Raw genomic sequence first — 26,651 nt, forward strand, 5'->3', positions numbered from 1 at the left:
GAGGCCCGCGATGACCGCCCCAACGGACGACGAGCTCGACTTCTGGTCGTTCGTCGACCTGGCCGGACGCAGGCTCGCCGGGGAGTTCGGGTTCCCGCACCGGCTCGCGACCCGGCTGCTGCTGACCCTCAACCGGGCCTCGGCGATCGTGACCTACGACCTGGAGTCCACGGTGCACCGGCCGCGCGGGCACTCGTGGTCGGCGTTCCGGCTGCTGTTCGTCACCTGGCTCGCCGGGCCGCTGGAGCCGGGCCGGGCCGCGACGCTCGCCGGGATGAGCCGCGCCGCCGTGTCCAACCTCGCGAAGACGCTGGTCGCGGACGAGATGCTGGCCCGCGCACCGGGCGGCCGCGACGGCCGCTCCGTCCTGCTGTCGCTGACCCCGCGCGGGGAGCGGGCGATGCTCGACATCTTCGCCGACCAGCACGAACGCGAGCGCCAGTGGGCGGACGTCCTGACCGAGACCGAGCAGCGGATGCTCGTCATGCTGCTGGACAAGCTCATCGAGGGACGGCACGAGTTCGACGTCCGCGAACGGACCTGACCCGCCCGGACCGCCGGCTGGTTAGGGCCTTCCCTGGACGGAAGAACAGTCGTAGTGTCGGCACCAAAGTAGTTAATGTGTTAATCATCGGAGGCGATGGACCATGGCCCACTACCGCCGGGTCGGCCACGTGCCGCCGAAACGCCACACCCAGCACAGGGACGGCGAGGGGCGGCTCTACTTCGAGGAACTGATGGGCGAGGAGGGCTTCTCGTCCGATTCGTCGCTGCTCTACCACCGGGAGATCCCGTCCGCGATCGTCGACTCCCAGGCGTGGGACGTCCCGGACGCGACGACGACGCCCAACCATCCGCTCCGCCCGCGCCACCTCAAGCTGCACGAGCTGTTCCCCAAGGAGACGTGGGACGAGACGGACGTCGTCACCGGCCGCCGGGTCATCCTCGCCAACAACGACGTCCGCATCTCGTACGTGGTGTCCGCCCAGGAGTCGCCGCTCTACCGCAACGCGACCGGCGACGAGATCGTGTACATCGAGTCGGGCACGGCCACGGTCGAAACCGTCTTCGGGACGCTCGAAGCGAAGCAGGGCGACTACGTCGTCATCCCGACGTCCACCACGCACCGCTGGCTGCCGACCGGCGACGAGCCGCTGCGCGCCTACGCGATCGAGGCGACCGGGCATATCGCCCCGCCCAAGCGCTACCTGTCCCGCTACGGGCAGTTCCTGGAAAACGCCCCCTACTGTGAGCGCGACCTCCACGGACCGGACGAGCCGCTCCAGTCAGAGGAAACCGATGTCGACGTCCTGGTGAAGCACCGTGGTTCACGCGGCATCACCGGCACCCGGATGACCTACGCGCGGCACCCGTTCGACGTGGTCGGCTGGGACGGCTGCCTGTACCCGTTCACGTTCAGCGTCCACGACTTCGAGCCCATCACCGGGCGCGTGCACCAGCCGCCGCCCGTCCACCAGGTGTTCGAGGGGCACAACTTCGTGGTGTGCAACTTCGTCCCGCGCAAGGTGGACTACCACCCGCTGTCCATCCCGGTGCCCTACTACCACTCCAACGTCGACTCCGACGAGATCATGTTCTACTGCGGCGGCGACTACGAGGCGCGCAAGGGCTCCGGCATCGGCCAGGGGTCCGTTTCCGTCCATCCCGGCGGGCTCGCGCACGGGCCGCAGCCCGGCGCGTACGAGCGCAGCATCGGCGCCGAGTTCTTCGACGAGCTGGCCGTCATGGTCGACACGTTCCACCCCCTCGAACTGGGTGAGGGCGGGCTCGCCTCCGAGGACGAGGCGTACGCCTGGACGTGGGCGAGGCGGCAGAAGTGAACGTTCCCGCATTCGCTCTCGCCCTGTGCGACGACGCGGCCGTGTTCCCGCCCGGTCTCGCGCCGCTGGCGGACGCCGTCCCGGCCCACCGCGCGCACCGCGCCGCCCCCTACGCCGGGATCGTCGGGCCGCTCGTCCTCCCGGCCACCGCGCTCGACGACCTGTACCCGCTGCTGCACGGCGACCCGCTGGAGGTGTCGATCACCGCGCCGGGCGGCCCGTGCGAGGCGGCGAAGGCCCTCGCCACCGCCGCCGAACTGCCGCTGGACGTGCGCGGCCTGGAGGTCGCCGTCCCCGCCGGGATGGGCGCGGACGAGTTCTTCCGCCTGCTCGGCGACGTCGACGCGCCGCTGTTCGTCGAGGTGCCGCGGGACGACCGCCGCCCCTCGATCATCGCCGCCGTCGCCGCGCTCGGGCACCGCGCGAAGTTCCGCACCGGCGGCGTGAAGGCCCACCTGTACCCCGGCCCGGACGAGCTGGCCGCCGCGATCAAGGCGGCGGTGGACGCGGGCGTCCCGTTCAAGGCGACGGCCGGGCTGCACCACCCCGTCCGCAACACCGACCCGGAGACCGGCTTCCACCAGCACGGATTCCTCAACCTGCTGCTCGCGACCGACGCGGCGATCATCGGCCGGCCGAGCGGCGACCTCGCCGCGATCCTCGCCGACCGCGACGCGCGGGCCGTGGCGGACCGCGTCGCCGCGCTCGGCGACGACCGGACGGCCGCCGTCCGCGCCCGCTTCCTGTCGTTCGGCACGTGCAGCATCACCGACCCCCTGACCGAACTCGCGGACCTCGGGCTCATCGCGTCCGCGCTCCAGGAGACCGCCTGATGACCCGAATCGCGATCCCGGAGGACTCCCTCTTCGGACTCGCCAACCTGCCCTACGGCGTGTTCTCCGCGCCGGGCGCCGCCGCCCCGCGCGTCGGCGTCCGCGTGGGGGGCTCCGTCGTCGACCTCACCGTCCTGGACGACGTGTTCGCCGCGCCGTCCCTGAACCCCTTCATGGAACAGGGGCACACCCGGTGGGTGGAGGTGCGCGAACAGGTACTCGACCTCGTCTCGGACGACGTGCCCGACGCGGCCGTCCACCCGGTGGACGCGGTGGCCCTGCACATGCCGTTCGAGGTCGCCGACTACGTCGACTTCTACGCGTCCGAGCACCACGCGTCGAACCTCGGGCGGCTGTTCCGTCCCGACTCCGAACCGCTGATGCCGAACTGGAAGCACCTCCCGGTCGGCTACCACGGGCGGGCCGGGACGGTCGTCCCGTCCGGGACGGACATCGTCCGGCCGAGCGGGCAGCGCAAGGCGCCGTCCGACGCCGCGCCCACGTTCGGGCCCAGCCGCCGCCTCGACATCGAGGCGGAGGTCGGGTTCGTCGTCGGCACCGGCTCGTCGTTCGGGTCGCCGGTCAGCGCGGACGACTTCGACGAGCGCGTCTTCGGCGTCGTGCTCGTCAACGACTGGTCGGCCCGTGACATCCAGGCGTGGGAGTACGTGCCGCTGGGGCCGTTCCTAGGGAAGAGCTTCGCGACGTCCGTGTCCCCTTGGGTCGTTCCCCTGCTCGCCTTGGAAGCGGCCCGTGTCGCGACCCCGCCGCAGGACCCGGAGCCGCTTCCGTACCTGCGCGAGAAGAACCCGTGGGGGCTCGACCTGGAACTGACCGTCTCCTGGAACGGGCAGGTCGTCTCCCGTCCGCCCTACCGGGAGATGTACTGGTCGCCCGCGCAGATGCTGGCGCACATGACGGTGAACGGCGCCGTGTCCAGGACCGGCGACCTGTTCGCGTCCGGGACGGTCTCCGGCCCCGCCAAGGACCAGCGCGGCGCGTTCATCGAACTCACCTGGGGCGGCAAGGAGCCCGTCGAGGTCAACGGGGAGCCGCGCACGTTCCTGGAGGACGGCGACGAGGTCGCCATCAGCGCCACGGCGCCCGGGCCGTCCGGTTCGCGCATCGGGTTCGGCGAGGTCAGGGGCCGCATCCTCCCGGCCCGCTAGTCCCGGCCCGCTAGCCCCGGCCCGCTAGGCGTCGGCGCGCTAGGCGTCGGCGCGCTCAGCGCAGCGGCGGAGGTTGTCCAGGTGGTGGAGCCAGCCGCCGCGGTGCGCGGCGGCCAGGGCGGCGCCGTCCGGCAGCGCCTCCCAGCCGGTGTGCCGGAGCCGGACGGTCGTGGCCCCGCCATCGCCTGGCCCACCATCGTCAGGCCCGCCGTCGCCCGGGTCGAGGGTGACCTCCACCCGGGTGGCGGCGGGCCAGCCGTCGTCGGCCCAGCTCAGGACGAGCAGCCGCGCGTCCGCCAACTCGACCACCTCCCCGCTGGTGATCTGCTCCGTGCCGTCGTCGCCGGTCCAACGCTCCTCGAACCGGCCGCCCGGCGTCGCGTCGAGGTCGAGGTACTCCCACCAGCCGGCGCGGGCGTCGGCGTCCACGATCGTCCGCCAGACCTGCCGCGCGGGCGCGCGGATCACGATCGATTCGTCCACGACGAGGTCTTCTCCAAAGCGCTCCGTCACGGCGCAAAGGCTACCGGGTGCACACCTGTTCAGATGCCATAACACCTATATGTAAATTAAGTTAGTCAGCCTAGTTATTCCATCGTGCCGCGTTTCCTGCGGAAGTCTCAAAGGATCATCGGGCGGTCCTATAGTCGCGCTTGGCTAGCGCTCGCCACCGGCATCCCATCTCACGAACGGGGAGGGGCATGAACGCGGCGGAGTTGATCCTGGAGATCCGTGAGCTCAAGCGGGAGGCGTGTCCCCCGCACCGTTCCATCGAGCGGCTGGACGGAATGCTGACCGAATTCGTCCGGTCCGGGGCAGAGGGGCCGCGCCCCGATTTCACGCGGGCGACGCGCGGCCTCTACACCCGGCTCCTGCTCAACTCCATGAAGGACGACTTCCAGGTCGTGCTCGTGCTGTGGGGGCCGGGCAGCCGCAGCCCCATCCACGACCACAGCGGGACGGTCGGCATGGTGGCGGCCTATACCGGAGTCACCCGGGAGACCAAGTACACGGAGGGCGCGACCGGGCCCGGCGGGTGCGTCCAGCTGGAACGCGGGGGCACGACCGTGCTGCGCGGCGGCGCGACCACGCCGATCCTGCCGAGCGACGGCATGCGGCTGCACGACATGGCCAACGAGACCGCCGGATGGTCGGCGACCGTCCACGTCTACCTGACGCCGATCCTGGACTTCCACATCTACGAGCCGTCGACGAGCGGCTACTTCCGCCGGGAGCCCCGCGAGCTCTGGTTCGACGCCGAGAACGCCTGGCGCGGCCTCACCGGGCCGTCCCCGACGGCCTCCGGCCGCGCGGCGCGATGACGACCGGCGCGACGACCGGCGCGGCGACCGGCCTGATGGCGGGCACCGGCACGGCAGCGTGCGCGCTGGACGACGCGACGCCGGTGCGCGCCGCGCAGCGGGACGGCGTCGGCCGGGTCATCGAGTTCCTGCGCCGGAACCCGGCCGTCCCGATCTCCACCGGGGAGATGGCGCGGATGGCGAACTTCAGCGCGTGCTACTTCCACCAGGTCTTCAGGTCCGTCACCGGGGTCTCGCCCGGCTCCTTCCACGCGGCGCTGCGGATGGAGTCGGCGAAGCGCCTCCTGCTGGACGAGGGCCGCCGCGTCACCGACGTCTGCTTCGAGGTGGGGTACAGCAGCCCCGGCACCTTCAGCTCGCGCTTCCGGGAGATGGTCGGGGTGTCGCCCCGCGAGTTCCGCAGGCTCGCCGGTCTCCGCGCGCCCGTGCCCGCGCCCCCGGTAGCGGCGACCCCTGTACCGGCGACCCCCGTGCGGCCGCATCCGACGTCGCGGTACCGGCGGCTGCACCTGCCCGTGGTGATCGGCTTCTACGACCGTCCCGTCCCGCAGGGCAGGCCGCGGGCGTGCGCGCTGGCCTACCGGTCGCCCGTCGAGGAGGTCCCGCGGCTGCGCGACGGCCTGTACTACGTCTTCGGAGCGTCGTTCGCGTGGTCGGACGACGACGCCCGGTCCTACCTGCTCCTCGAATCGCACCGCGACGACCTTCTCGTCGGCTCCCCGGGGACGCCGCTGACCGTCCGGGACGGGCGCGTGCGGCAGCCCGTCCGGCTCCGGCTGCGCCCGCCGCGCGCCACCGACCCGCCCCTGCTGAGCGTCTTCTCGCACCCCGTCCACCACTTCGAGGGAAGAGGACCATGACCGAAGTGATCTCCCCCATGAGCACGGAGCTGCACGTCAACGGCCTGCCCAGCGTGCGCGGCGCGCAGTACGCGGTGTCGGTGCTCACCGCCGACGCCTCGCCGGGCGCGGTGAAGCTGATCCAGGAGACCGCCATTTCCACGGTCCAGGCGGACGGGAAGTCGCACCTGCCCCACCTGCACGGCACCGTGGACACCCTCTTCACCGTGTCGGTGCGGCTCCCGGCCCGGCTCCAGGCGGGCGACCTGCTCGTCGTGGACCAGGCGTCCAGCCGCGTGATGGTGCTCCGGGACGGCGTCGCCCGCCCCTACCTGGAGGTGTCGAGCTGGTGCGACGCCCACCTGTGGGACACCGCGGTCAACTCCGACCTGAGCCGCGTCTACCTCTCCCTCAGCGGCATGCGCGGCCCGAACGCCAACCACGTGGGGATCGCGGGGACGAGCGCGATCCTGGAGATCGACACGGCGACCGGACGCCTGACCAAGGCGTTCACCGCCTACGACGAGGAGACGGGCCTGCCGTACGCCGACCGGATGGTCGACCTCGCCGGGCTCGTCGTCACCCCGGACGACCGCCGCGTCCTCGCCTGCGACTTCAACAACTGGCAGGGCGACGGCAAGGTCGTCGCCGCCGACCTGGAGACGGGCCGGGTGTCGGTGCTCGCGGACGGCCTCGACCAGCCGTCCTCGCTGAGCCTCGACGGTCCGGACCACGTCCTCGTCGCCAACACCCGGCAGCCGCACGGCAAGGCGAGCGGCGGGCAGATCGTCCGCATCGGGATCCAGGACGGGACGAAGGAGACGCTCGCCGACATCACGGGCGTCGACGCCTCGCTGATCGGGGTGGTCCGGCTCGCGGACGGCTCGTTCGCCGCCGCGCTGAGCGAGGGCACGCAGGAGAAGTGCGTGCTCGTCCACGTCCCGGCGGGCGGCGGCGCGCCGCGGGAGATCTGGCACCCGCGGCCGGGCTTCATCGGCTCCGGCATCTCGACGGACGGGCATTCGATCTGGGTGGCCGAGACCCTGCGCCGCCGCGTCTACGCCGTCACCGCCGACGGATCGGTGGAACGCCATTTCCAGGTGTACGACGCGCCCGCCGAAGGCGAACTCGAATTCATGTTCCGGGGATTCGACACACTCGAAAGCGTCCGGCTGGTCGGCCGCAATTAGCCGCCGTTCGCCGACGGCCGGAGAAAGGCCCGCCCGGACGCCGACAGCGAAGAATCGAAGAAGAATCGCCGGGCCTTCGGAGGGATGCTCGGGGTGGGCGGGGAAATGCCTCGCCCTCCCCGGCGAGACCGGTGGCGGGAAAGGAGCACGAAATGCTTGAGTACACGGTGCAGGGAAAGGGCGCCGAGGACCTCGGCAGCCTCATCGTCAACGAGACGTTCGACGACCTCGCCGAGCGGTTCCGGTTCGGCGCGCCCGGCGCCACCAAGCTCGCCGACTTCGACGGGCGCGGCGACGCCGAGCTGCTGAGCGCGGCGGCGGACGCCGCCACCGGCCTGGAGCGCGAGCGGGCGCTCTGGGAGTACGCGCACCGGCACGAGGGCGCCGCGATCGACGTGCTCGCCCGGCACCTGGCGACCGAGCCGGACGCCGCCGTCCGCTGGAACCTGCTGTGGCTGCTGGTCAAGTGCGACGGCCGGGCCGCGATCCCGGTGCTGCGCCAGGCGCGGTCGGACGCCCACCCCGAGGTCCGCGACTGGGCCGGGCTGTTCCTTGAGGAGCTGACGGGCGAGGAGAGCCCGCTCGTCTACGAGCGGATGCGGTACGAGACCGACCGCACCTTCGACCAGACCCTGCCGCTGCAGATCGCGGGCTACGCCGACGTGCGCGTCCCGGACGCGGGCTGGATCCAGGCCCGGCTGTCGCCGCAGTGGTTCGCCTCGCTCCTCGGCCGCGTGATGGCCTGCACCAACACCGACACCTTCATGACCGACCTCGTCATCGAGAAGGAACTGCTGAACTACCACGAGGACGGCTCGAACCACTACGAGACGTTCCTGTTCCGCGGCGCGTCCTACGAGCTGAGCGACACCGTCTGCCAGCACGTGTACGAGTCGAACACGATGCGGCCGTTCTACACGTCCGGCAAGGTCAAGGAGGGCCCGGCGGTCCTGACGCCGGTGGCGCTGTCCCGCGCGGCGGGGACGAAGCGGCTGCGCCCGTCCACCGTCACCAGCATGCTGCACACGCCCGGCGCCGAGACGGCGCGCGGCGACGCCCTGCGCGAGCAGGGCGTGGTGCGCAGCGTCCGGGGCCGGTTCTGGGGCTGGGCGCACGTCGACCTCGACCGCTACCAGGAGACCGGCGTGGTCGAGCCGGGGACGGTGCAGCTCGTCAGCACGTCCGACCCGGTCGTCGGCAAGAAGGCCAACACGGTCATCTACGGGACGTTCCGCGGGAAGCTCGCCGACCAGACCGGCGAGGGCGAGTACCACGTCAACACCATCCCGTGCCACGGCACGGTGAACGGCGAACTGGACCTCGACCTCGACGGCGTCGCCGACGCGGACCCGCGGGCGTCCGTCGCCTGAAACGCGGGCGCGGCACACCGCCCAGTCCGCTGACCGAGGCCGGCCCCCCGCGCGTCCGGGGCCGGCCTCGGGCCGTGCCCGTCCACCCGGAAAGGAAGCAGGAGATGGCACAGGACCAGGACACGACACCGGCCGTGGCACCCGCCCCGCGAACCTGGAACGAGCGGGCCCTGACCACCATGCTCGCCGTCCAGTTCGCCGTCTTCGGCATCGTGCTGGGCGTGCAGGGCGTCGTGTTCGCCGAGGTCATGACGCATCTCGCGCTCAGCGATGGCGTCTTCGGGACGGCGCAGCTCGCGCTGCCCCTGGCCGGAATCGTCGTCCTGGTCTTCAACGGCCCGCTCTACACCCGGCTCGGCAACAAGCGGCAGTCGATGCTCAGCGTGGGCCTGCTCGGCGCCGGGATGCTCGTGCTGGCCGCCGCGGGCGGCCTGCCGGGATTCGTGGCGGCGCTGCTGCTGTCCGGGCTCGGCTTCGCGCTGCTGGACGCCGCCACGAGCAGTTCGATCATGGACATCGAGCGGGCCACCGGACGGCACCGGATGAACTTCATGCACGGCCTGCAGAGCGGCGCGATCATGCTCGGCGCGTTCGTCACCGGACTCGCGCTGGCGGGCGGGCTGAGCTACCAGACGATCTCGGTCCTCACCGCCGCCGTGATCTGCGCGCCGATCATCCCGATCACCGTCACGGTGGCGTTCATCTCCGCCGACGAGAGCATGGCCGACGAGGAGCAGGGCGACGGCGCCCTGCTGCGCAACCCCGCCTTCCTCGCCATCGCGCTGATCTGCTTCCTCGGCAGCGCGGCCGAGGCGATCGCCGTCGTCTGGACGGTCATCTTCATGCGCGAGCTCGACGCGTCGATCTCCCTCGCGGGCCTCGCCCTCGCCGTCTTCAACGGGACGATGCTCGCGGGACGCTTCGTCAACGGCCCCATGGTCTCCAGGCTCGGCGCCCCGTTCTCGCTCCTCGTCTCCGGCATCGGCGTCACCGTGTCCGCGATCCCGCTGCTGGCCTGGGACAGCGTGCCGGTCGCCATCGGCGCGTTCGGCGTGCTCGGGCTGTCGGTCGCGGGCGTCCAGCCGACCGCGCTCAGCGCCGCCGCGCCGCTCGCCCCGAACACCGGCGCCATCACCGCCTTCATCATGATCTCCGCCTACCTGGCGCTGCTGGTGGCGCCGGTCGGCTACGGCTGGGCCGCCGAGCTGGCCTCGCTCCGCACCGCGATGGCCCTGGTCGCCGGCTGCGGCCTGGCCGCCGCGCTCCTCGCCCTCTCCGTCCGGCGCCGGACCCGGCCACCCGCCGAGGCATGACGCGGGCTGCGCTAGGTTCGGGCAAATGGACGCAGGAAAGCCCGAATTCCGGACCGCGACCCCCTCGGACGTGCCCGCCCTCGTCGCCCTCGTCGAGTCCGCGTACCGGGGCGACTCCAGCCGCGCCGGCTGGACGACCGAGGCCGACCTCCTGGACGGCCAGCGCACCGACCCCGACATGGTCGCGGCCGCCGTCTCCGCCCCCGCGGGCCTGGTGCTCGTCGTCGAGTCGGACGGCGTCCTGAACGCCTGCTGCCAGCTCGAACGGCGCGCGGACCACGCCTACTTCGGGATGTTCGCCGTCCGTCCCGGCCTGCAGGGCGGCGGCCTCGGCAAGGCCCTCCTCGCGGAGGCCGAGCGCCTGGCCCGCGACGAGTGGGACGCGACCGAGATGCACATGACGGTGATCAACGCACGCACGGAACTCATCGCGTGGTACGTCCGGCGCGGCTACATGCGGACGGGCCGGTTGAACCCGTTCCCCTACGGCGACGAGCGCTTCGGCCGCCCCAAGCGCGACGACCTGGAATTCGAACTCCTCCTGAAGAAACTGACCTGACCCAGCGCGGGCGCGCCCGGCCCGGGGCGGTCATTCGCCGGTCGTGGCGTCGGAGAGTTCTCGGACGATGTCCAGGTGGCCTACGTGGCGGGCGTATTCCTGGAGGACGTGGAAGAGGATCCAGATCAGGGCCGGGTGGTGGTCGGGCGGGTTGAAGGCGCCGCCGGTGCGGGCCGTGTCCTGGAGGTCGGCGGCCGCGACGATCGCGCGGGAGCGGGCGCACTCGTCCAGGAAGAGGGCGCGGAGGCCGTCCAGGGTGTCGGAGTCGTCCGCGTGCCAGGCGGAGGAGCCGGGACGGTACTCGCCCCAGATCTCCTCCACCCGCTCGGCGGCGAAGCCCCAGCGGAACCAGCGGCGTTCCACGAACGCCAGGTGTTTCAGCAGGTCGAGCGGTGTCCAGCCGGACGGGAGCCGGCTGGTGCGGAGGTCGGCCTCGGGCATGCCGTCGAGCTTGCGCAGCAGGGCGGCGCGGTAGTGGTCGAGGTAGCCGAGCAGGAGTTCGCGCGGGTCGGTGAGCGTGTCCGGCGGTTCGGTCGTCATGGGGCGGACCGTAACCGCCGGGCAGCGCGCCGGACGAACGGATTTCGCGCGCCGGGGTTGTGGCGGGCTGGGGTCAGGCGGGTCGGCGGCGGCCCGAGGCGGCGACGGCGCGGTCGAAGGCCGGGGCGTCGTCCGGGACGGGCGCCGGGGCGGCGAAGCCGTCGTACTGCCGGTACATGTCGGCGTACTTCTCGACGATTCCCAGGACGAATTCGCCGGTCTCGGGTGACAGGCGGTATTCCTCGCCCACGGCGGTCGCGACGTCCCAGCCGTGCAGGGCCAGCTCCATGATCATCATGGCGGCGACGTCGGCGGCGGGGGTGCCGTCGATGTCGCCCTCCCACACGGCCGGGTCGGCCCAGGCCGCCACCGCGCGGTCGAGCCGGGCCGCGTACTCCTGCGGCCAGGCGGGGTCGGCGGTGAAGTCGCGCGCGGTCAGCTCGTCCGGGATCTCGGTGCGCAGCGCGCGGTGCTCCAGCCCGTACGAGGTGTAGAGGACCAGGTGGTTCACCAGTTCGCGGAGGTCGAACTGGGCGCACGGGGTGGGGCCGTCCAGCCGCTCTCGCGGGACGGCGTGGGCGACGCGAGCGGCCTCGGCGGCGCATTCCTTCAGGTGAGCGTGCTGGTCGTTCATGGGACCCACGTTACGGACGCGGGCGGGGCGGCCTCTTGGAGAAACGCGCCAAGTAGCCTGGTCAGATGGTCGATTTCGGACGCGGGGTGCTGTATCCGCGCGAGCACGCGGCCATCGCGGAGCTCGACCGGCGTCCGCCCGGCCCGGCCCTGGCGCGGTTCGTGGAGTTCTACTGGCATGTCCGGTGGAGCGTCGCGGAGCCGTACGAGACGAAGGTGCTGTCGCATCCGAACGTCCATCTGGTCTTCGAGGAGCCGGGCCCGCTCGTGTACGGGGTGGACCGGAGCCTGTTCGTCCGGCGCCTCGAGGGGCGCGGGCACGTCCTCGGGGTCAAGTTCCGGCCCGGCTGCTTCCGGCCCTTCGCGGCGGGTCCGGTGATCGGGCTCGCCGACCGGAGGGTCCCCGCCGCCGAGGTCTTCGGCCCGGAGGTGGACGCGGTCTCCCGCGCCGTCCTGCGCGGCGCCGACCTCGACGCGATGGTCGGAACGGTCGAGGACTTCCTGCTGGACGGCCTGCCCGACCCCGATCCGGTCGCCGAGCAGGTGGCGGACATGGTCGCGGCCGTCACCGCCGACCCGGCCCTCTTCCGCGTCGACCAGGCGGCGGAGGCGCTGCACGTCTCGGCCCGGACGCTGCAGCGGCTGTTCGCCGAGTACGTGGGCGCGAGCCCGAAATGGGTGCTGCGCCGGGCCCGGCTGCACGAGGCCGCCGCCCGCGCCGACCAGGGCGTCCGCCTCGACTGGGCGGCGCTGGCGGACGACCTCGGCTATTTCGACCAGGCCCACCTGACCCGCGACTTCACCGCCACGGTCGGCGTGTCCCCCACGAGATACGCCGGCACCTGAGCCGGCGGAACCGGGCGGAAGGCCCGGCGCCTACGGGCGGACGGCTCCCGTGACGGCTCTCGGGACGAGCCGGAACGCGATGAAGGCCGGGAGTTCCTCCAGTTTCGCGTGGTCGTCCGGATAGCGCTCCGCCATTTCCGGGACGGGCCGCGGCTCCAGCAGTTCGTCGATGACGAATCCGGCCGCCCGGAACTCCGCGCAGATCGCGGTCAGCGGCCGCCGCCACGCCCGGATCGGCCATTCCCGCTCGGGGCTCAGCGACTCCTCCACCGGTTCCTCGGTGAAATAGGAGCCGCCCAGCCGGAGCCATCCCGTCGTCGGATGCTCGGTCGACAGAACGACCGCGCCGGACGGCGTGAGAATCCGCCGGAATTCGCGGAGCAGCGCCACCCGGTCGTCGATGTAGTGCAGGGCGAGGGCGCACACGACGAGGTCGGCCGAGCCGTCCGGCACCCAGTCCAGCGGCTCGGACAGGTCGTGGACGCGCAGGTCGGCGCGGCCGCCGCAGCGTTCGCCGGCCATCTCGACGAAGGTGGGGCTCGCGTCGCAGCCGGTGACGCGGGCGCCGCGTTCCAGCAGCTCGCGGGCGTACAGGCCGGGGCCGCAGGCCGCGTCGAACACGGCGAGCCCGGCGACGTCCCCGGCGAGGCCGAGCACCGCGGGACGGTCGTAGAAGGCGTTGTAGGAGCTGTCCTCGGCGTGGTCGGCGTACTCGTGGGCGAAGCTCTCATACATGCCTCCGATGCTCTCAGAGGCATCAACTGGTTTTGTCAGAGGACCAGTTCGGGGTGCGTCAAAACCCCGGCGGGGATTGGCGTGCCCGGCCCGGGCCGGTCAGTCCCCGCGTTGCGCTTTCCGGTGCGCGTCGCGCGATTCGTCCGCGAGCCGGGTGAGGCGGGCGACGTGTTCCTCGTCGCGGGTGAGGTTCTCGCCGGTGGCCGGGTCGAAGAGGTGGACCTTCGCCGTGTCGATCCACAGTTCCGACTCGCCGCCCGGTTTGATGGCGCTGGCGGCGTCCAGCGCGACGACGGCCTGGGTGCGGAGTTGGTCCCCGTCGAGTTCGCGGGACAGGTCGCGGAGTTGCGCGGACAGATCCGCGGGCGCTTCGTAGGGGACGTAGGCGTACAGTTCGTTGCCCAGCCATTCGGTCACGTCCACGCGGGCCTGGACGAGGGCGCCCTTCGCCTTCTTCTCCTCGCTGACGAGGGACGCGTCCTCGAAATGCTCCGGCCGGACGCCGACGAGCACCACCTCGCGCCCGCCGAGCGCCCCGGCCTTGCGGTCGTCGCGCAATTCGAAACGGCCGAGCGGGGTGTCGAGGAACGCGCCGTCGACCGACGCGGGCAGGAAGTTCATCGACGGCGACCCGATGAACCCGGCGACGAACAGGTTCACCGGTTCCTCGTACAGTTCGCGCGGGCTCCCGACCTGTTGCAGGACGCCCTTGCGCAGCACGGCGACCCGGTCGCCGAGCGTCATCGCCTCCGTCTGGTCATGCGTGACGTAAACGGTCGTGACGCCGAGCCGCCGCTGCAATCGCGAGATCTCGGTGCGCATCTGGCCGCGCAGTTTCGCGTCCAGGTTCGACAGCGGCTCGTCGAAGAGGAAGGCGTCCGCCTGCCGGACTATCGCGCGTCCCATCGCGACGCGCTGCCGCTGCCCGCCGGAGAGGTTCGCGGGTTTGCGGTCGAGATGCTCGGTCAGTTCCAGCAGTTCGGCGGTCTCCCTGACGCGGCGCCGCACCTCCTCGTCCGGCGTCTTGGCGAGCCGCAGCGGAAAGGCGATGTTCTCGAACACGGTGAGGTGCGGGTACAGCGCGTAGTTCTGGAACACCATCGACAGGTTTCGCTGCCGGGGCGCGACCTTGTTGACGACCTTCCCGCCGATGAGCATTTCGCCGGACGTGATGTCCTCCAGCCCGACGATCATGCGCAGCAGGGTCGACTTCCCGCAGCCGGACGGGCCGACCAGGATCATGAACTCGCCGTCCCGGACGTCCAGGGACACCTCGTTCACGGCCGGGAAGCCGTCGCCGTACCGCTTGACGATCTTGTTCATGGTGATGGCGGCCATGCCAGGCTCCCTTTCAGCCCTTGACGGCGCCGGACGTCAGCCCGGCCACGATGCGGCGCTGGAACGCCAGGACGATGACGACGACCGGAATGGTCACGACGACCGCCGCCGCGCAGATGGCGGTGGTCGGCTGCTCGAACTGCGACGCCCCGGTGAAGAACGCGAGCGCCGCCGGGACGGGGCGGGCCGCGTCCGACGAGGTCAGCGAGATCCCGAAGACGAAGTCGTTCCAGCAGAAGAAGAACGTCAGGATCGCGGCGGTGAACACGCCGGGCGCCGCCAGCGGGACGATCACCTTCCGGAACGCCTGCCAGGTCGTCGCGCCGTCCACCTGCGCGGCCTGCTCCATTTCCCAGGGAATCTCGCGGAAGAACGCCGACAGCGTCCAGATGGCGAGCGGCAGCGCGAAGGAGATATAGGGGATGATCAGCCCGGGCCACGTGTCGTACAGCCCGATGTCGCGCCACAGATTGAACAACGGCCCGACGAGCGACACCACCGGGAACATGGCGATGGCAAGCGCGAACGACAGGATCAGCTTCTTGCCGGGGAATTCCAGCCGGGCGATCGCGTACGCGACGAGCGTCGCGAACACCACCCCGATGACCGTCGCGATCAGGGAGATGCCGATCGAGTTGATCAGCGCGGAGGTGAAGAGGTCGGTCTTGAACACGGTCTTGTAGTTCGTCCAGGTCCAGTCGGCGGGGAAGAAGCCCTTCTTGTTGCCCACCTCGCCCGGCTGCTTGAACGACAGCATCACGATCCAGAGGATCGGGAAGACCGTCCAGACCAGGATGAGCAGGGACGCCACGCCCCACAGCCATTTGGACCGCGCGCTCTCCATCACTTCTCGCCCTTCACCTGAGAAAGGTCCACGCGGAACCCCCGGATGAACACGACCGCGATCAGGACCACCGACAGGAACAGCAGCACCCCGACGGCGTCCCCGAGCCCGATGGCGGTGCGGGTGATCGTCTGCCGGTAGGTCAGGAACGACAGCGTCTCGGTCTGGTTCTGCCCGGACGTCATCACGAACACGTTGTCGAAGATGCGCCAGGCGTCCAGCGTGCGGAACAGCACCGCGACGAGAATGGCGGCCTTCATGTTCGGGATGACGACCCGGCGCACCCGCTGCCAGGCGGTCGCGCCGTCCACCGTCGCCGCCTCGCCGAGGTCGCGCGGCACCTGCGCCAGCCCAGCGAGCAGCAGCAGCGACACGAACGGCGTCGTCTTCCAGATCTCCGACAGGACGATCACGAACAGCGACGACCAGCGTCCGGCGAACCACGCGTAATCGCCGAGCCCGAACCACGAGTTCACGAACCCGGACTGGAGGTCGAACGCGTACCGCCACGCGAACGCGGAGATGACGGTGACGATCCCGTACGGCAGCAGGATCGCGGTGCGGACGGTGCGCCGCGCGACCAGCGCCCGGTGCATCACCATCGCCAGCGCGAACCCGATCACCAGCTCCACCGCGACGGTGACGAACGTGATCAGGAACGTGGTGAGGACGTCCTGCCAGAACAGCGAGTCGGTCAGCGCCGTCCGGTAGTTGGCGAGGCCGACGAACTCGCGGTCGTCCGGCGCGGTGATCCGGTACCGGAACAGCGACAGGTACAGCGCGTTGACCAGCGGATACGCGGTCACGATCAGCATCACGAGCACGGCCGGCGCGGACAGGATCAGCCCCAGCCTGCGTTCGGCGCGGCTCCGGTCGGACAGCTCGGCGCGGCTCCCGCGCCGCCGCCCTGCCGCCGGGGCGGTCTCGACTGCGGTCATCGGACGTCCCTTCAGAGCAGCGCCTGGTCGTGCAGGACCTGGCGGATGAACGTCGCCGACCGGCCCGGCGTCGTCGCCGGGTCCACCGACGCGGGCGGGTGCCACCGGCTCTGCACGGCGCCGGACACGTCCCCGTAGTACGGCGTGATCGGACGCGGCGCCGCCGCCTCCACGGAGTCCCTGATCAGCCCGGCCATCGGGAACTCCTTCTTGATCTCCGGGTCGTCGTAGACGACCGCGCGGGCCGCCGGGTTACCCGAGTCGATCATGTACCGCTTCATGTTCGGGGTGGACGTGAGGCACCTGACCGCGTCCACGGCGAGGGTGTTCCGGTGTTTCCCGTACGCGCCGATGCCGAGCTCGATCCCGCCGAACGGCGGCTTGCTCGGCCGCCCCGCGCTCACCCGCGGATACCGCGCCCACCCGAGGTCGGACGGAATGGTCTTCGGGATCACCCCGGACTCGGCGTCGCCCTTCTCGGCCCGCCAGACATAGCCCCAGTTGACCATGAAGCCGCCGCGCGAGCCGTTCAGCAGGAACCGGACCCGCTCCTCGTCGTCGGTGGACAGGCTCGGGCTCGCCGCCTTCGACCGCGCCAGCTTCGACACGATCGTCGCGGCCTGTTTCCCGGCCGGGGAGCCGATCTCGATCGCGGCGTCGTCGCCCTTCTGCGCGGCGCCGATGATCTGCCCGCCCGCGGACTCGACGAGGGCGTTGATCCACACCATGTAGCCCTCGTACTTGTTGCCCTGGACGCCGACCGTGGTGCCCGTCCGGACGGCCGCGTCGATCATCTGGTCCCAGGTGAACCCGGGCGCGGCCGGATCGACACCGGCCTTCTTCGCGACGGACTTCCGGTACCAGAGGAGCTGCGTGCCCGCCCAGAACGGCGCCGCGTACAGGCGTCCGTCCCAGGTGGAGTTCTCCACGGCGGCCGGGAAGACGCCCTCGGTGAACTGTTTCGCCTCGTTCGCGGGGAACGGGCGAAGGAACCCGGCGTTCGCGGCCTCGGCGACGAACACCGGGTCGAGGCTCATGATGTCGATCCCGGAGTCCTTGGCGGCCAAGCGCCGGATGAGCTGCTCCCGCTGCTGCGTCGCGTCCTGCGGCAGCACCGAGGTCGAGATCCGGTACCTGCCGCCGGACGCCTTCGAGCAGGCGGCGGCGAGCGTGGCCTGACCGCCGTCGTCCGGGTTGATGTACCAGCTCAGCGTGGGAACCCCGCCCCCGCCACCGCACGCGGCGAGGCCACTCGCGAGCAGGACGAGCGCGGCGGCGGCAGCGGGTCCGCGTCCGGCTCGCCTGGTTCGCCTGTTCCGCCGGGCCGGATCGGCTCGCTCCACCATCGGACCTCCCGAAAGCGCCACCTCGGGTGCGACGCTCCGGTGGGCCGCATCCGTGGCGGTTCCGATCTCCATCAGATCACCGGCCAGAGTAACTGTCGAGCTGCGAAGAGTGATCGGCAACCGTGAACGAACCCATCGGTGACATCACTCCCACCAGAACCACCCGCCTCGTCCGTCCCCGGAGAAAGCACCACCCGGGGACCAGGGAGTATCCCGAATCGATCCGCGTAAACCGCGGCGCTCCGGGCGGGAGCGCCTCCCGCCGCGCGGAGTTCGAATCACCGCGCGCGCCGCCGCGCATTCACCCGGCCGACGATTCGGCGCGCCTTGTCGATCTCGGCGACGGCACGTCTCACGGTCGGTCGGGTTCATGGATATAGCCCTGATATGGCGATCCTTTGATCACGGTTCGGACGTACCGGAAATGGTGCGGGGGTAACGCGCAGAGGCCGCTGGAGATCACGTCGCGGTAGATCTGGACGGAGACGATGAACGCGACGTCCCGCTCCGGATGGAGGGTCAGATATCGGCGCAGCGGACGGGAGTCGAGCAGCCGGCTGACGAGCACCGGCGCCTCCCCGGCCGGGCCGAAGGACGCCGGGGGGCCGGTGACCAGCGCTCCGTGGTGCAGCGCGAGCCGGACCCTCAGCCGGTCGTCGGCCCCGCCCTCGCGGTTCGCCCGCGCGAGGGCGCGTTCGAGCGCCGGGGCGTACTCGCCGGTGACGGCGACGAGGGCGTCGCCCGGCAGCACGTCCAGCTCGCCGTCCCCTCTGAGCTGCTGAGACCACTCCTGCGGGACGAGGCCCGACTCCTCGGCGGCGGCGCTCATCGCGGCCCGCAGGCACGTCTGGGCCCGGAGCTGCATGGCGGGCGTCCGGGCGCTGTAGTCCTGGATGTCGACGGCGAGGAGCGGCCGGAAGAGCAGGACGGCGTCCGGCCACGCGCCACCGGTCGACCGGCCGCCGTCGCGGGCCGCGGCGGGTGCCTGAAGAATTGTCATGGCGCCTCGTCCCGGAAATGGTGCCTGTGGGAAGTGCCCGGCGAAGTCGAGCGTCTTCATCATGGCATCTCGGAGCGCTTGTTCATATCATTGCCGGGCGGGCAGGAGAGCGGACTGCCACCTGGCATCCTGACATCCGGCGGACCGCCACGGCGCACCATATAAGCTACCGCTTCCCGCGCCGGATAAACCCACTGGTAATGGGTTCGGCCATTCACGCCATAGGACGTTCTGCCACCTGTCACAATGCCAGACCAGAGCACATCTGGCCCTTTGGTGACAGTTACGTCCCCGGGCGCGGAAGAAGGCGCGGAGGGTTCGCGGACCCCGACCGACCCGCGACTCCTCCGCGCCTTCGCCTGTGTGGGCGGCCAGGCGCGGTCAGTAGCCTCCGCCGTAGCCGCCCCCGTTTCCGCCGCCCCCGTTCCCGCCGCCCCCGCCGGTGGCCATGGCGCGTTTGCCGGACGGCGTGGTGGCCCACCAGACGCCGCCGACGCCCTGGCCCTTCACGTCGCCGGGCCTGCCGTCCTTCGCGTAGTAGTACATGGGCCAGCCGTTGACGGTGAGCTGGCACTTGCCGTCGTCCTTGCGCTCGATGAAGTTCACGAGCCCGCGCGGGACGCCTTCCAGCTTGAGCTTCTTCCAGCCGGTGAAGACGGCCGGGGGCCACGCCTTCTTGCAGGCGCCGAAGCAGTTCGTGGTCGGCGGCTTGCCGGTGTCCTTGTCGAAGCGGTAGAGCGTGCGGCCCTGGCCGTCGGTGAGGATCAGGCCGAGCTTCGGGTCCTTGCGGGCCTTGACGATCGTCCAGCCCTTCCAGCGGTTGTCGGTGGCCGGTTTCACCGCGGCGGCCTTCTTGCCGGTGGGAGCGGCGGCGAACCAGGTGCCGCCGACGCCCTGGCCCTTCACGTCGCCGGGGGCGCCGTCCTTGGCGTAGCGGTAGAGCGGCCAGCCGCCGAGCGTGACCTGCCACTGGCCGTCCGGCCGCTTCACCTTGCCGACGAGGGACTGCTCGACGCCCTTCACCTGCGTGTCGCCACCGCCCGCCGTCACCGGCGGCCACGCCTTCGCGCACGCGTCCGCGCAGGTGGACGCGGGCGGACGGGCCGTGTCGTTGTCGAACCGGTAGAGCGTCATGCCGTTCCCGTCGGTGACGACCTTGCCGAGCCTCGTGATGCTCGCCACCTCAAGCGTGGTCGGCTCGGGCTCGGGGGCGGGCGACTCGGACGGATCGGCCGACGGGTCCGCCTGCGGCTGGGTCCGCGTGGCCGCGGCGTTCTGCCGTTTCCCGGCGTTCTCCTGCCCGCACGCGGTGAGCACCAGCCCCGACGCGGTCAGGGCGGCCGCGGCGGGTATCGCCCAGCGCGGGAATCTCATCGTGGGTGTCCTCCATGTCGTCTGTGTCCCCGGCTCCGGTTCCAGGTCCCGCACACCGATCGAGGCGAGCCGCCGCACCGCTCTCCTGGATCGACGAGCAGTACGGTGATCCCCTCGGAACGGGTTCAACCGCCCGGAAACACTCGGAACCGCCCGGCCTCGGCCGGGGTCAGAGGCATGATCCGTTCCGTCGGCGCCGGTGGGACGGCCTCGGAAAGGCGGGCAGTGGTGGGCATCGGCGACGAGACGTCCGCGAAGAACCCGGTGACGCTACGCAAGGAGCCGCCGGAACCGGCGGCCGGGCCCGCGTGGATCGTGGTGCCCGCGCGGATGGTCGCGCTGGTCGTGGTGCTGCCGCTGCGAGTCGGCTACGACCTGGTCAGGCTGGTCGCGCGGGGCGTCCGCACCGGGCTGCTCGCCCCGGCCGGGCGGCTGCTCGGCGCCGTCCTGCGCGGGATCGGCGCGGTCCTGTCGCTGCTCGTGCTACGGCCGGTGCGGTGGCTGGCCGTCGTCGTGGTCCTCGGTTTCCTGCGCTGGTTCGGACGCGGCACGGGACGCCTCTCCCGCTGGCTCCATCGTGTCCTGCTCGTCCCGATCGGAACGTTCCTGGCGTTCGTCGGACGGCAACTCGGCCGCCTCGCGGGTCTCCTGGTTCTCCGGCCGCTGCGGTGGCTGCTGACCGTTACCGGCCGCGCGCTCGGACTCCTCTTCGCGGGCATCGCGCTGGTGTTCGGTGTGCTCGTCGTCCTACCCGCGTCGATCCTGTGGCGGTACGCCCTGTGGCCGACGCTGCGCGCGCTCGGAGCGCTCGCCCGCGCGTTCGCGGCGGGGATCGTCTGGTCGTGGCGGCTGCTCGGCCGGTTCTTCGGCTGGCTGGCGCGCGTCCTGATCGTCGTCCCGGCCAGGACGGTCTGGCGCTACCTTTTGTCCCCGGCCGTCGCGGGCGTCAGAGGGACGTGGCGGCTCGCGGCGCGCCTCCTGCGCTGGCTCTGGCGGACGCTCGTCGTCGTCCCCGTACGGGTGCTGGTCGTCGGACCGGCGCGCTGGGTCGGGACGGCCGTGCTCCGCCCCCTCGGCCACGGCGTCCGCACGGCGTGGCGGGTGACCGTGGGCGACCCCGTCCGGGCCGCGCGCCGCACCATGCGGGACGCGGTCCGCGACGTCCGCCTCCAGCTCCGCCGCACGTTCCGGGGACGCTGACCGCCCGCCCGCGACGGCGTCCGGCGCGGGCGGCTGAGATAATCGCGGGGCGATGTATCGACTCCTGTTCTCACTGGTCATCACCCGCGTCCCGGCGGAGACCGCCCATCACCTGACGTTGCGCGCGTTGCGCGTGATCCAGTCCGTGCCGGGGGCGGTGCCGCTGCTGCGGCGGCTGCTCGCGCCCCGCGACCCGGGGCTGGCCGTGCACGCGCTGGGCTTGGACTTCCCGTCCCCGCTCGGGCTCGCCGCCGGGTTCGACAAGGACGCCGTCGCCTACGAGGCGCTCGGCGCGTTCGGGTTCGGCCACGTCGAGATCGGGACGGTCACCGGGCGCCCGCAGCCCGGCAACCCGCTCCCCCGGCTGTTCCGGCTCGTCCCGGACAGGGCGGTCGTCAACCGGATGGGCTTCAACAACGCCGGATCGGAGGCCGCCGCGCGGCGGCTGCGCGACCGGCGCCCCGGAACCATCGTCGGCGCCAACATCGGCAAGACGAAGGTCGTCCCGGAGGCCGAGGCCGCCGCCGACTACGTCGCGAGCGCCGAGCGCCTCGCCCCCTACGCCGACTACCTGGTCGTCAACGTCAGCTCCCCGAACACCCCCGGACTGCGCGACCTCCAGGCCGTCGAGCATCTGCGCCCGTTGCTGACGGCGGTGCGGGAGGCGGCCGACCGGGCGTCGGCGCGGCGCGTCCCGCTGCTGGTCAAGATCGCGCCGGACCTCGCGGACGACGACGTCGACGCCGTCGCCGACCTCGCCCTCGACCTCGGCCTGGACGGCGTCATCGCCACCAACACCACCATCGGCCGGGACGCCCTGCTCAGCCCGCCCGCCCTGGTCAAGGAGACCGGCGGGCTGTCCGGCGCGCCGCTGAAAGAGCGGTCGCTGGAGGTCCTGCGCCGCCTGCGCGCCCGCACCGGCGGACGGCTCACGCTGATCTCGGTCGGCGGCGTCGAGACGGCCGACGACGTGTGGGAGCGGGTCCGGGCGGGCGCGACGCTCGTCCAGGGCTACACCGGCATGCTCTACGGCGGGCCGCTGTGGGCGCACCGCGTCAACCGGGGCCTGTCCCGCCGCCTCCGCGCCAGCGCGTTCCGCACCCTGGACGACGCCCGCCGCTAAACCGCCCGCCTCCCGGCGTCAGGTGAAGAAGCCGTCCGCGATCAGTTCGGGCAGGACGGTGTCGGCGTGCGCCCTGACCTCGCCTTCGTCCATGCCGGTGAGCTGCGCGATCGCGGCGAGCAGCGGGGCGAGCGGCAGCGTGCCGTCGCAGACGCCCGCGAGCCCGGCCGCGACCGTGCCGACGTCGGCGGCGCGGCGGAGCCGCCCCGTCTGGCGCAGCACGATCCGCTCCGGGTCCTCGGCGCCGGGCGGGCCGAGCTGCTCCTGGACGAGCCCCGGCACGGCCGCCAACGGCCGTCCACAGCCTGTGGAAAACCCTGCCGCCGCCTTGAGGCCGTCGAGCACGTCGCCGACGTACCCGCCGACGGGTTGCTCGACCGCGTGCCGCACCTCCTCCACCCGGACGACCGGACGGTCGCTCCGCCGGAGCGTGATCCACCCGAACCCGATCCCCGTGACGCCCTGCCGCTCGAAGTGGTCGAGCCACGCGTCGTACCGGGCGCGGTATTCGGGCGTCCCCGCCTCGCAGGAATCGCGCAGCCACAACTCGGCGTACTCGGCCGGGTCCTGGACGTCCCGCTGGACGATCCACGCGTCGCACCCGTCCGTCCAGGAGGCGAGCCGCTCGTCCCAGGGGACGCCGTCGACGTGCAGCCAATTGGCCAGGAGCTGGCAGTATCCGCCCTCGGTCAGGTGGGCCGCGGCGTCCGCGACGAGGCGGCGGCAGAACTCGTCGCCCGGCAGACCCGACTCCCGGTAGGTGAACCGGGGGCCGCCCGGCGGCGCGACGACGAACGGCGGATTCGACACGATCAGGTCGAACCGGCGGCCCCGGACGGGCTCCAGCAGCGACCCCTCAAGAAACTCCGGACGCTCCCCGTCGCCGGACAGCGCGAGGCTCATCGCGGCGAGGTCGAGGGCGCGCGGGTTGACGTCCGTGGCGGTGATCCGCGCGCCGGGATTCCGGGCCGCGAGGTGCACCGCCTGGACGCCGCAGCCCGTCCCGACGTCCAGCAGGTTATCCACAGCCCTGTGGACAACGAGCCGCGCGAGGTTCGCGGAGGCGCCGCCCGCCCCCACCACGTGATCGCCCGCCGGGACGCGCCCCGACCCCGGCCTGATCTTCAGATCGGACACGACATACCCGGCGTGCCCGGCCCCGTCCGCTGCCTCCACCGACTCCAGGGGCTCCACGCGCAGCCGCGCCCGCAGCTCCCCGCCCGACTCCTCCACGAGGCCCGCGCCCCGCAGCGCGTCCGCCGGGAGCGCCGCCGCGTCCACCGGGACCTGGAGCCAGAACAGGCGCGTCAGCGCCTCCAGCGGCGAGCCGCCGCGCGTCGCCCGCAGGGCCGGGACGATCTCGTCCCGCGCGAGCGCGCCGCCCGCCACGGGCCCGAGCAGTTCCCGCACCCCCGCCACGGTGTAACCGGCGCCGGTCAGCAGCTCGCGAACACGAAGAAGAAGATCGGGCACCCGCCCATCCTGCCCGCTCACCGGGCCCGCCCGCCCGGCGGTCAGCCGAGGTAGGCCGCGAATCCGGCGGCGAGCGACTCGGCGATCCGCTGCCGGAACGACGCGCTGGCGAGCTTGGCCGCGTCCGCCCGGTTCTGCATGTTGCCGCACTCGATGAAGACCTTCGGGACGGTCGACAGGTTCAGCCCGCCGAGGTCGTCCCGCCGGTCGATGGCGTTCTCGCCCAGGTAGTTCGAGTACGGGATGCCGGTGCCCTGGTGGTAGGCGTCGCGCAGCGCCTTGCCGAGCCGCGCCGAGCCCGCGACCATCCCGCTGTTCTTCCCGACCGCGACCGGCTCGATCACGTGGAAGCCGTGCCCGGACGGCGACGCCCCGTCCGCGTGGATCGACACGGCGGCGTCCGCCTTCAGCCGGTTGCCGAGCGCGGCGCGCTCGGTGATGCAGGGGCCGACGCCCTTGTCGTCAGGGCGGGTCAGCGTGACCTTCGCGCCCCTGGCGCGCAGCAGCCTCGCGAGGCGGTTGGACACGTCCCAGGTGAAGGCGTGCTCGGCGTAGCCGTCCCGGGTCTCGGTCCCGGTCGTGTCGCACTCCTTGGTGCCGTTGCCGATCCGGACCTGCTTCCCGATCTCGGCCGGATGGGACGCGTTCCCGCCGTTGTGCCCCGGGTCGATGACGATCACCTTCCCGGCCAGTGCGCGGCCGCCGCCGGTGCCCTTCGTCCCGTTCTTCCCGCCCGTGCCCGGAGAGCCGGGGGGCGCCGTGGACGCCGCGGGCGGATCGGCCGCCTCGGCCCCGCCCGCCGGGTCGCCCGACTCGTTGCACGCGGTCAGGGCGCCGAGGCACAGCGCGAGGCAGGCGACCGCGAGGCCGCCTCGATGGATTCGCACCGGCCGCATCCTCCGTGACGTCGCCGTTACCGACCCTGACAGTCTGCACGCCCCCGGAGGTTCGTCAAACGAAGTCCGCGAAACCGGTCCGCGGGAGGGGACGGGCTCAGCCGAGCGGATCGTCCTTGCCGAGCAGCGCGGCCAGGGCGCGCGCCTCGTCGGCGTCCAGGCCGAGGACCACGCGCGGACGTCCCCAGGGATGGTCGATCGAGTGGGCCACATAGCTGGCGACGGACTCGGCGACCTCGTCGGCCAGGCCGCGCGCGTGCCGCCACTCCGACCACGCGCGCTCCAATTCGCTCGCCGCGCGCTGCGCGCACGACACCAGTTCCGGATCACGCACGAGCTGACCCCCTCATGGACTCTCCCGGTTCCGTCCGGCGGGGTCCCCGGCCGGGCGGCCTCCCCCCGAGGCCACCCGGACCCGCCCGTCCGGACGTTGGAGTCCCCATTAACCCGCCGGCGGCCGGCCACCGGCCGGGGAATCCGGCAGTTTTGACCGGCCCCTTACCGCGTCCACACCGGTTCGGGGAACTGCCGGGCGCGGACGTCCGGGCACGACGGAACGGCGCCGGTACGAAGCACTGAGACGGGAGCGAACATCAAGGCGGGGGGACGTTCCGGCGGCCGGCGGGCCGCCCGCTCACAACTCGGGAGCCGGGCCCGTCGTCGAACGCACCACGAGGTGCGGGACGACGAGGTTCTGCCGCGCGGCGCGGGCCGGGTCGCCGATGCGCGCGGTCAGCATCTCGGCGGCCACCCGCCCCATGTCGCGGCGGGGCTGGTCGACGCTGGTCAGCGAGATGTGCCGGATGGCGGCGAGGTGGGTGTTGTCGTAGCCGACGATCGACAGGTCGACCGGGACGCGCATCTCCAGCTCGTCCGCGGCCGACAGCGCGCCGGTCGCGACGAGGTCGTTCGGCGCGAAGATCGCGGTCGGCCGCCGGTCGCGGCGCAGCAGCGCGCCCGCGGCGCGGTAGCCGCCGTCCTCGGTGAAGTCGCCAGCCTCGACGATGATCTCGTCGGCCAGGCCGTGCCGCCGCATCGCCTTCTCGTATCCGGCGCGGCGGTAACGCGCCGTGGTCGAGCGCGCGCCCTCGATGTGCGCGATGCGGCGATGGCCGAGCTCCACGAGATGGTCGACGGCGAGGCTCGCGCCGAGCTCGTCGTCGTCCACCACGATGTCGACGCCGACCACGTCGCGTTCACCGACGACCACGACCGGGACGCTCGCCGCCGCCTCCTTCAGCGACTCGGGGACGACGCTCAGCAGCACCAGCCCGTCGACGCGCATCTCCAGGAACGCCTCGACCGCCTCGGCCTCGAACAGCGGGTCCCAGCGGCCGCTGCCGACCAGCATCCGCAGGCCCGCGCCGTGCAGGCTCTCCTGCAACCCGTCGAGGAACTCGGCGAAGAACGGGTTGTGCAGGTCGGCGACGATCGCGCCGATCAGCCGGGTGCGTCCTTCGACGAGGCTCCGCGCCACGGCGTTCGGGCGGTAGCCGAGTTCCCTGGCGGCCTGCAGGACGGCCTGCCTTCGGCGTTCGCTCACATGGGGTGACCCCCGCATCACCAGTGAGACGAGCGACTTGGAGACGCCGGCACGCTCCGCGACGTTACGGATGGTCGGTTTCGGCGCGGGCACCGCCCTCCCCTCGTCGCGTGGGACGGGAGAGGGCTCGCTGCGCGGCCGGGGGACCGCACCCTCGCCCCGCCTGTCGTGCGGGGGATTCGCTTCATCAGCTGACATGGCACTCCGTCCAGGGGGACCTGCAGGACCTGCCGCGACGACACGCGCGGTGGGAGTCTCGCGCGGACCGTCCTCCGCTCGGGAGGAGATGCCATGATGCCGCGCCTTCCCCCCAAACTGCCGCAACAGCGAGTAACGGGCATCCGACAATGGTGGTTCGGGGCTGTGGTGTTCCGCATCACAGGCCC

At 72.0% G+C, this 26,651-nt stretch carries 27 protein-coding genes; 13 read left to right on the forward strand and 14 right to left on the reverse strand.

Annotated features, from left to right (window positions below; all coding sequences use genetic code 11):
- Positions 1 to 10: 10 nt before the first annotated feature.
- From ACH01S_RS26980 to fahA, 4 genes are all read left to right on the forward strand, one after another.
- Positions 11 to 544, forward strand: a complete 534-nt coding sequence (locus ACH01S_RS26980) for a MarR family winged helix-turn-helix transcriptional regulator (RefSeq protein ID WP_218010414.1) — start codon at positions 11 to 13, stop codon at positions 542 to 544.
- A 103-nt stretch (positions 545 to 647) separates the two neighbouring features.
- Positions 648 to 1,841 (forward strand): homogentisate 1,2-dioxygenase, encoded by a 1,194-nt coding sequence (locus tag ACH01S_RS26985; protein WP_067897347.1) that lies wholly within the window; start codon positions 648 to 650, stop codon positions 1,839 to 1,841.
- The gene (locus ACH01S_RS26990; RefSeq protein ID WP_067897349.1) at positions 1,838 to 2,674 is read left to right on the forward strand and encodes a hypothetical protein; all 837 of its coding nucleotides are present in this window, start codon (positions 1,838 to 1,840) and stop codon (positions 2,672 to 2,674) included. Before ACH01S_RS26985 ends, ACH01S_RS26990 begins: the two co-directional genes overlap by 4 nt.
- Entirely contained in the window at positions 2,674 to 3,843 is a 1,170-nt protein-coding gene (gene fahA, locus ACH01S_RS26995; protein ID WP_067897352.1) for a fumarylacetoacetase, read from the forward strand. Before ACH01S_RS26990 ends, fahA begins: the two co-directional genes overlap by 1 nt.
- A 39-nt stretch (positions 3,844 to 3,882) precedes the next feature.
- On the opposite strand, the gene ACH01S_RS27000 is transcribed toward fahA, so the two are convergent.
- Positions 3,883 to 4,356, reverse strand: a complete 474-nt coding sequence (locus ACH01S_RS27000; RefSeq protein WP_169809363.1) for an SRPBCC family protein — start codon at positions 4,354 to 4,356, stop codon at positions 3,883 to 3,885.
- Positions 4,357 to 4,544: 188 nt separating this feature from the next.
- Here ACH01S_RS27000 and ACH01S_RS27005 point away from each other — a divergent pair, with 188 nt between their 5' ends.
- The 6 genes from ACH01S_RS27005 (at position 4,545) to ACH01S_RS27030 (ending at position 10,436) form a co-directional block, all read left to right on the forward strand.
- Positions 4,545 to 5,165 (forward strand): cysteine dioxygenase, encoded by a 621-nt coding sequence (locus ACH01S_RS27005; RefSeq protein WP_067897358.1) that lies wholly within the window; start codon positions 4,545 to 4,547, stop codon positions 5,163 to 5,165.
- Positions 5,162 to 6,025, forward strand: coding sequence for a helix-turn-helix domain-containing protein (locus ACH01S_RS27010; RefSeq protein ID WP_067897361.1), 864 nt, complete (start codon positions 5,162 to 5,164; stop codon positions 6,023 to 6,025). Before ACH01S_RS27005 ends, ACH01S_RS27010 begins: the two co-directional genes overlap by 4 nt.
- Complete coding sequence (locus ACH01S_RS27015; RefSeq protein WP_067897364.1) at positions 6,022 to 7,194, forward strand: SMP-30/gluconolactonase/LRE family protein; 1,173 nt, start codon at positions 6,022 to 6,024, stop codon at positions 7,192 to 7,194. Before ACH01S_RS27010 ends, ACH01S_RS27015 begins: the two co-directional genes overlap by 4 nt.
- A 152-nt stretch (positions 7,195 to 7,346) precedes the next feature.
- The gene (locus ACH01S_RS27020) at positions 7,347 to 8,564 is read left to right on the forward strand and encodes a HEAT repeat domain-containing protein (protein ID WP_083981187.1); all 1,218 of its coding nucleotides are present in this window, start codon (positions 7,347 to 7,349) and stop codon (positions 8,562 to 8,564) included.
- Between the two features lie 104 nt (positions 8,565 to 8,668).
- Positions 8,669 to 9,877, forward strand: a complete 1,209-nt coding sequence (locus tag ACH01S_RS27025; protein ID WP_148344144.1) for an MFS transporter — start codon at positions 8,669 to 8,671, stop codon at positions 9,875 to 9,877.
- Positions 9,878 to 9,902: 25 nt separating this feature from the next.
- Positions 9,903 to 10,436 (forward strand): GNAT family N-acetyltransferase, encoded by a 534-nt coding sequence (locus ACH01S_RS27030; protein ID WP_067897370.1) that lies wholly within the window; start codon positions 9,903 to 9,905, stop codon positions 10,434 to 10,436.
- Between the two features lie 30 nt (positions 10,437 to 10,466).
- Here the strand turns inward: ACH01S_RS27030 and ACH01S_RS27035 are convergent, their stop codons facing one another.
- Both ACH01S_RS27035 and ACH01S_RS27040 read right to left on the reverse strand, forming a co-directional pair.
- Complete coding sequence (locus ACH01S_RS27035; protein WP_067897374.1) at positions 10,467 to 10,976, reverse strand: DinB family protein; 510 nt, start codon at positions 10,974 to 10,976, stop codon at positions 10,467 to 10,469.
- A 73-nt stretch (positions 10,977 to 11,049) separates the two neighbouring features.
- A complete protein-coding gene (locus tag ACH01S_RS27040) occupies positions 11,050 to 11,610 on the reverse strand; it encodes a TIGR03086 family metal-binding protein (RefSeq protein ID WP_067897376.1) in 561 nt (186 codons plus the stop codon).
- A gap of 65 nt (positions 11,611 to 11,675) precedes the next feature.
- On the opposite strand from ACH01S_RS27040, the gene ACH01S_RS27045 reads away from it, so the two are divergent.
- Positions 11,676 to 12,455, forward strand: a complete 780-nt coding sequence (locus tag ACH01S_RS27045; protein ID WP_067897379.1) for a helix-turn-helix domain-containing protein — start codon at positions 11,676 to 11,678, stop codon at positions 12,453 to 12,455.
- A 30-nt stretch (positions 12,456 to 12,485) separates the two neighbouring features.
- Here ACH01S_RS27045 and ACH01S_RS27050 read toward each other — a convergent pair whose 3' ends face one another.
- From ACH01S_RS27050 to ACH01S_RS27080, 7 genes are all read right to left on the reverse strand, one after another.
- Positions 12,486 to 13,190: a class I SAM-dependent methyltransferase gene (locus ACH01S_RS27050; RefSeq protein WP_067897382.1), complete on the reverse strand. Its 705-nt coding sequence runs from the start codon at positions 13,188 to 13,190 to the stop codon at positions 12,486 to 12,488.
- Positions 13,191 to 13,289: 99 nt separating this feature from the next.
- Complete coding sequence (locus ACH01S_RS27055) at positions 13,290 to 14,528, reverse strand: ABC transporter ATP-binding protein (protein ID WP_067897385.1); 1,239 nt, start codon at positions 14,526 to 14,528, stop codon at positions 13,290 to 13,292.
- Between the two features lie 13 nt (positions 14,529 to 14,541).
- Positions 14,542 to 15,372 carry a carbohydrate ABC transporter permease gene (locus ACH01S_RS27060; protein WP_067897387.1) on the reverse strand — a complete coding sequence of 277 codons (831 nt, stop codon included), beginning with the start codon at positions 15,370 to 15,372 and terminating at the stop codon, positions 14,542 to 14,544.
- The gene (locus tag ACH01S_RS27065) at positions 15,372 to 16,310 is read right to left on the reverse strand and encodes a carbohydrate ABC transporter permease (RefSeq protein WP_067897390.1); all 939 of its coding nucleotides are present in this window, start codon (positions 16,308 to 16,310) and stop codon (positions 15,372 to 15,374) included. Before ACH01S_RS27065 ends, ACH01S_RS27060 begins: the two co-directional genes overlap by 1 nt.
- Positions 16,311 to 16,321: 11 nt before the next feature.
- Positions 16,322 to 17,656, reverse strand: a complete 1,335-nt coding sequence (locus ACH01S_RS27070; protein ID WP_067897393.1) for an extracellular solute-binding protein — start codon at positions 17,654 to 17,656, stop codon at positions 16,322 to 16,324.
- Between the two features lie 352 nt (positions 17,657 to 18,008).
- Positions 18,009 to 18,656, reverse strand: a complete 648-nt coding sequence (locus tag ACH01S_RS27075) for a hypothetical protein (protein ID WP_083981188.1) — start codon at positions 18,654 to 18,656, stop codon at positions 18,009 to 18,011.
- A 381-nt stretch (positions 18,657 to 19,037) separates the two neighbouring features.
- Positions 19,038 to 20,030, reverse strand: coding sequence for a hypothetical protein (locus ACH01S_RS27080; RefSeq protein ID WP_067897396.1), 993 nt, complete (start codon positions 20,028 to 20,030; stop codon positions 19,038 to 19,040).
- 228 nt (positions 20,031 to 20,258) lie between these two features.
- Here ACH01S_RS27080 and ACH01S_RS27085 point away from each other — a divergent pair, with 228 nt between their 5' ends.
- Positions 20,259 to 21,230, forward strand: a complete 972-nt coding sequence (locus tag ACH01S_RS27085) for a hypothetical protein (protein ID WP_067897398.1) — start codon at positions 20,259 to 20,261, stop codon at positions 21,228 to 21,230.
- 52 nt (positions 21,231 to 21,282) lie between these two features.
- Entirely contained in the window at positions 21,283 to 22,353 is a 1,071-nt protein-coding gene (locus tag ACH01S_RS27090) for a quinone-dependent dihydroorotate dehydrogenase (protein WP_067897401.1), read from the forward strand.
- A gap of 18 nt (positions 22,354 to 22,371) precedes the next feature.
- Here the strand turns inward: ACH01S_RS27090 and ACH01S_RS27095 are convergent, their stop codons facing one another.
- From ACH01S_RS27095 to ACH01S_RS27110, 4 genes are all read right to left on the reverse strand, one after another.
- Positions 22,372 to 23,826 (reverse strand): DUF7059 domain-containing protein, encoded by a 1,455-nt coding sequence (locus ACH01S_RS27095; protein ID WP_067897404.1) that lies wholly within the window; start codon positions 23,824 to 23,826, stop codon positions 22,372 to 22,374.
- 41 nt (positions 23,827 to 23,867) lie between these two features.
- Entirely contained in the window at positions 23,868 to 24,722 is an 855-nt protein-coding gene (locus ACH01S_RS27100) for an N-acetylmuramoyl-L-alanine amidase (protein ID WP_067897407.1), read from the reverse strand.
- Positions 24,723 to 24,819: 97 nt separating this feature from the next.
- Positions 24,820 to 25,056 carry a hypothetical protein gene (locus ACH01S_RS27105; RefSeq protein ID WP_067897410.1) on the reverse strand — a complete coding sequence of 79 codons (237 nt, stop codon included), beginning with the start codon at positions 25,054 to 25,056 and terminating at the stop codon, positions 24,820 to 24,822.
- Positions 25,057 to 25,356: 300 nt separating this feature from the next.
- Positions 25,357 to 26,463: a LacI family DNA-binding transcriptional regulator gene (locus ACH01S_RS27110; RefSeq protein ID WP_370671585.1), complete on the reverse strand. Its 1,107-nt coding sequence runs from the start codon at positions 26,461 to 26,463 to the stop codon at positions 25,357 to 25,359.
- Positions 26,464 to 26,651: the final 188 nt, after the last annotated feature.

Source organism: Actinomadura chibensis NBRC 106107 (assembly GCF_001552135.1).
Taxonomy (GTDB): Bacteria; Actinomycetota; Actinomycetes; order Streptosporangiales; family Streptosporangiaceae; genus Spirillospora; species Spirillospora chibensis.

Excerpts from the sequence above, each read along its gene's own strand:
- ACH01S_RS27110 (WP_370671585.1), bottom strand. The coding sequence starts at position 26,463 with ATGTCAGCTGATGAAGCGAATCCCCCGCACGACAGGCGGGGCGAGGGT.
- ACH01S_RS27015 (WP_067897364.1), top strand. The coding sequence starts at position 6,022 with ATGACCGAAGTGATCTCCCCCATGAGCACGGAGCTGCACGTCAACGGC.
- ACH01S_RS27035 (WP_067897374.1), bottom strand. The coding sequence starts at position 10,976 with ATGACGACCGAACCGCCGGACACGCTCACCGACCCGCGCGAACTCCTG.
- ACH01S_RS27030 (WP_067897370.1), top strand. The coding sequence starts at position 9,903 with ATGGACGCAGGAAAGCCCGAATTCCGGACCGCGACCCCCTCGGACGTG.
- ACH01S_RS27050 (WP_067897382.1), bottom strand. The coding sequence starts at position 13,190 with ATGTATGAGAGCTTCGCCCACGAGTACGCCGACCACGCCGAGGACAGC.
- ACH01S_RS27055 (WP_067897385.1), bottom strand. The coding sequence starts at position 14,528 with ATGGCCGCCATCACCATGAACAAGATCGTCAAGCGGTACGGCGACGGC.
- ACH01S_RS27080 (WP_067897396.1), bottom strand. The coding sequence starts at position 20,030 with ATGAGATTCCCGCGCTGGGCGATACCCGCCGCGGCCGCCCTGACCGCG.
- ACH01S_RS27045 (WP_067897379.1), top strand. The coding sequence starts at position 11,676 with ATGGTCGATTTCGGACGCGGGGTGCTGTATCCGCGCGAGCACGCGGCC.
- ACH01S_RS27075 (WP_083981188.1), bottom strand. The coding sequence starts at position 18,656 with ATGACAATTCTTCAGGCACCCGCCGCGGCCCGCGACGGCGGCCGGTCG.
- ACH01S_RS27060 (WP_067897387.1), bottom strand. The coding sequence starts at position 15,372 with ATGGAGAGCGCGCGGTCCAAATGGCTGTGGGGCGTGGCGTCCCTGCTC.
- fahA (WP_067897352.1), top strand. The coding sequence starts at position 2,674 with ATGACCCGAATCGCGATCCCGGAGGACTCCCTCTTCGGACTCGCCAAC.
- ACH01S_RS27010 (WP_067897361.1), top strand. The coding sequence starts at position 5,162 with ATGACGACCGGCGCGACGACCGGCGCGGCGACCGGCCTGATGGCGGGC.
- ACH01S_RS27025 (WP_148344144.1), top strand. The coding sequence starts at position 8,669 with ATGGCACAGGACCAGGACACGACACCGGCCGTGGCACCCGCCCCGCGA.
- ACH01S_RS27100 (WP_067897407.1), bottom strand. The coding sequence starts at position 24,722 with ATGCGGCCGGTGCGAATCCATCGAGGCGGCCTCGCGGTCGCCTGCCTC.
- ACH01S_RS27005 (WP_067897358.1), top strand. The coding sequence starts at position 4,545 with ATGAACGCGGCGGAGTTGATCCTGGAGATCCGTGAGCTCAAGCGGGAG.
- ACH01S_RS27020 (WP_083981187.1), top strand. The coding sequence starts at position 7,347 with ATGCTTGAGTACACGGTGCAGGGAAAGGGCGCCGAGGACCTCGGCAGC.
- ACH01S_RS26980 (WP_218010414.1), top strand. The coding sequence starts at position 11 with ATGACCGCCCCAACGGACGACGAGCTCGACTTCTGGTCGTTCGTCGAC.
- ACH01S_RS27065 (WP_067897390.1), bottom strand. The coding sequence starts at position 16,310 with ATGACCGCAGTCGAGACCGCCCCGGCGGCAGGGCGGCGGCGCGGGAGC.
- ACH01S_RS27040 (WP_067897376.1), bottom strand. The coding sequence starts at position 11,610 with ATGAACGACCAGCACGCTCACCTGAAGGAATGCGCCGCCGAGGCCGCT.
- ACH01S_RS27070 (WP_067897393.1), bottom strand. The coding sequence starts at position 17,656 with ATGGTGGAGCGAGCCGATCCGGCCCGGCGGAACAGGCGAACCAGGCGA.
- ACH01S_RS27090 (WP_067897401.1), top strand. The coding sequence starts at position 21,283 with ATGTATCGACTCCTGTTCTCACTGGTCATCACCCGCGTCCCGGCGGAG.
- ACH01S_RS26985 (WP_067897347.1), top strand. The coding sequence starts at position 648 with ATGGCCCACTACCGCCGGGTCGGCCACGTGCCGCCGAAACGCCACACC.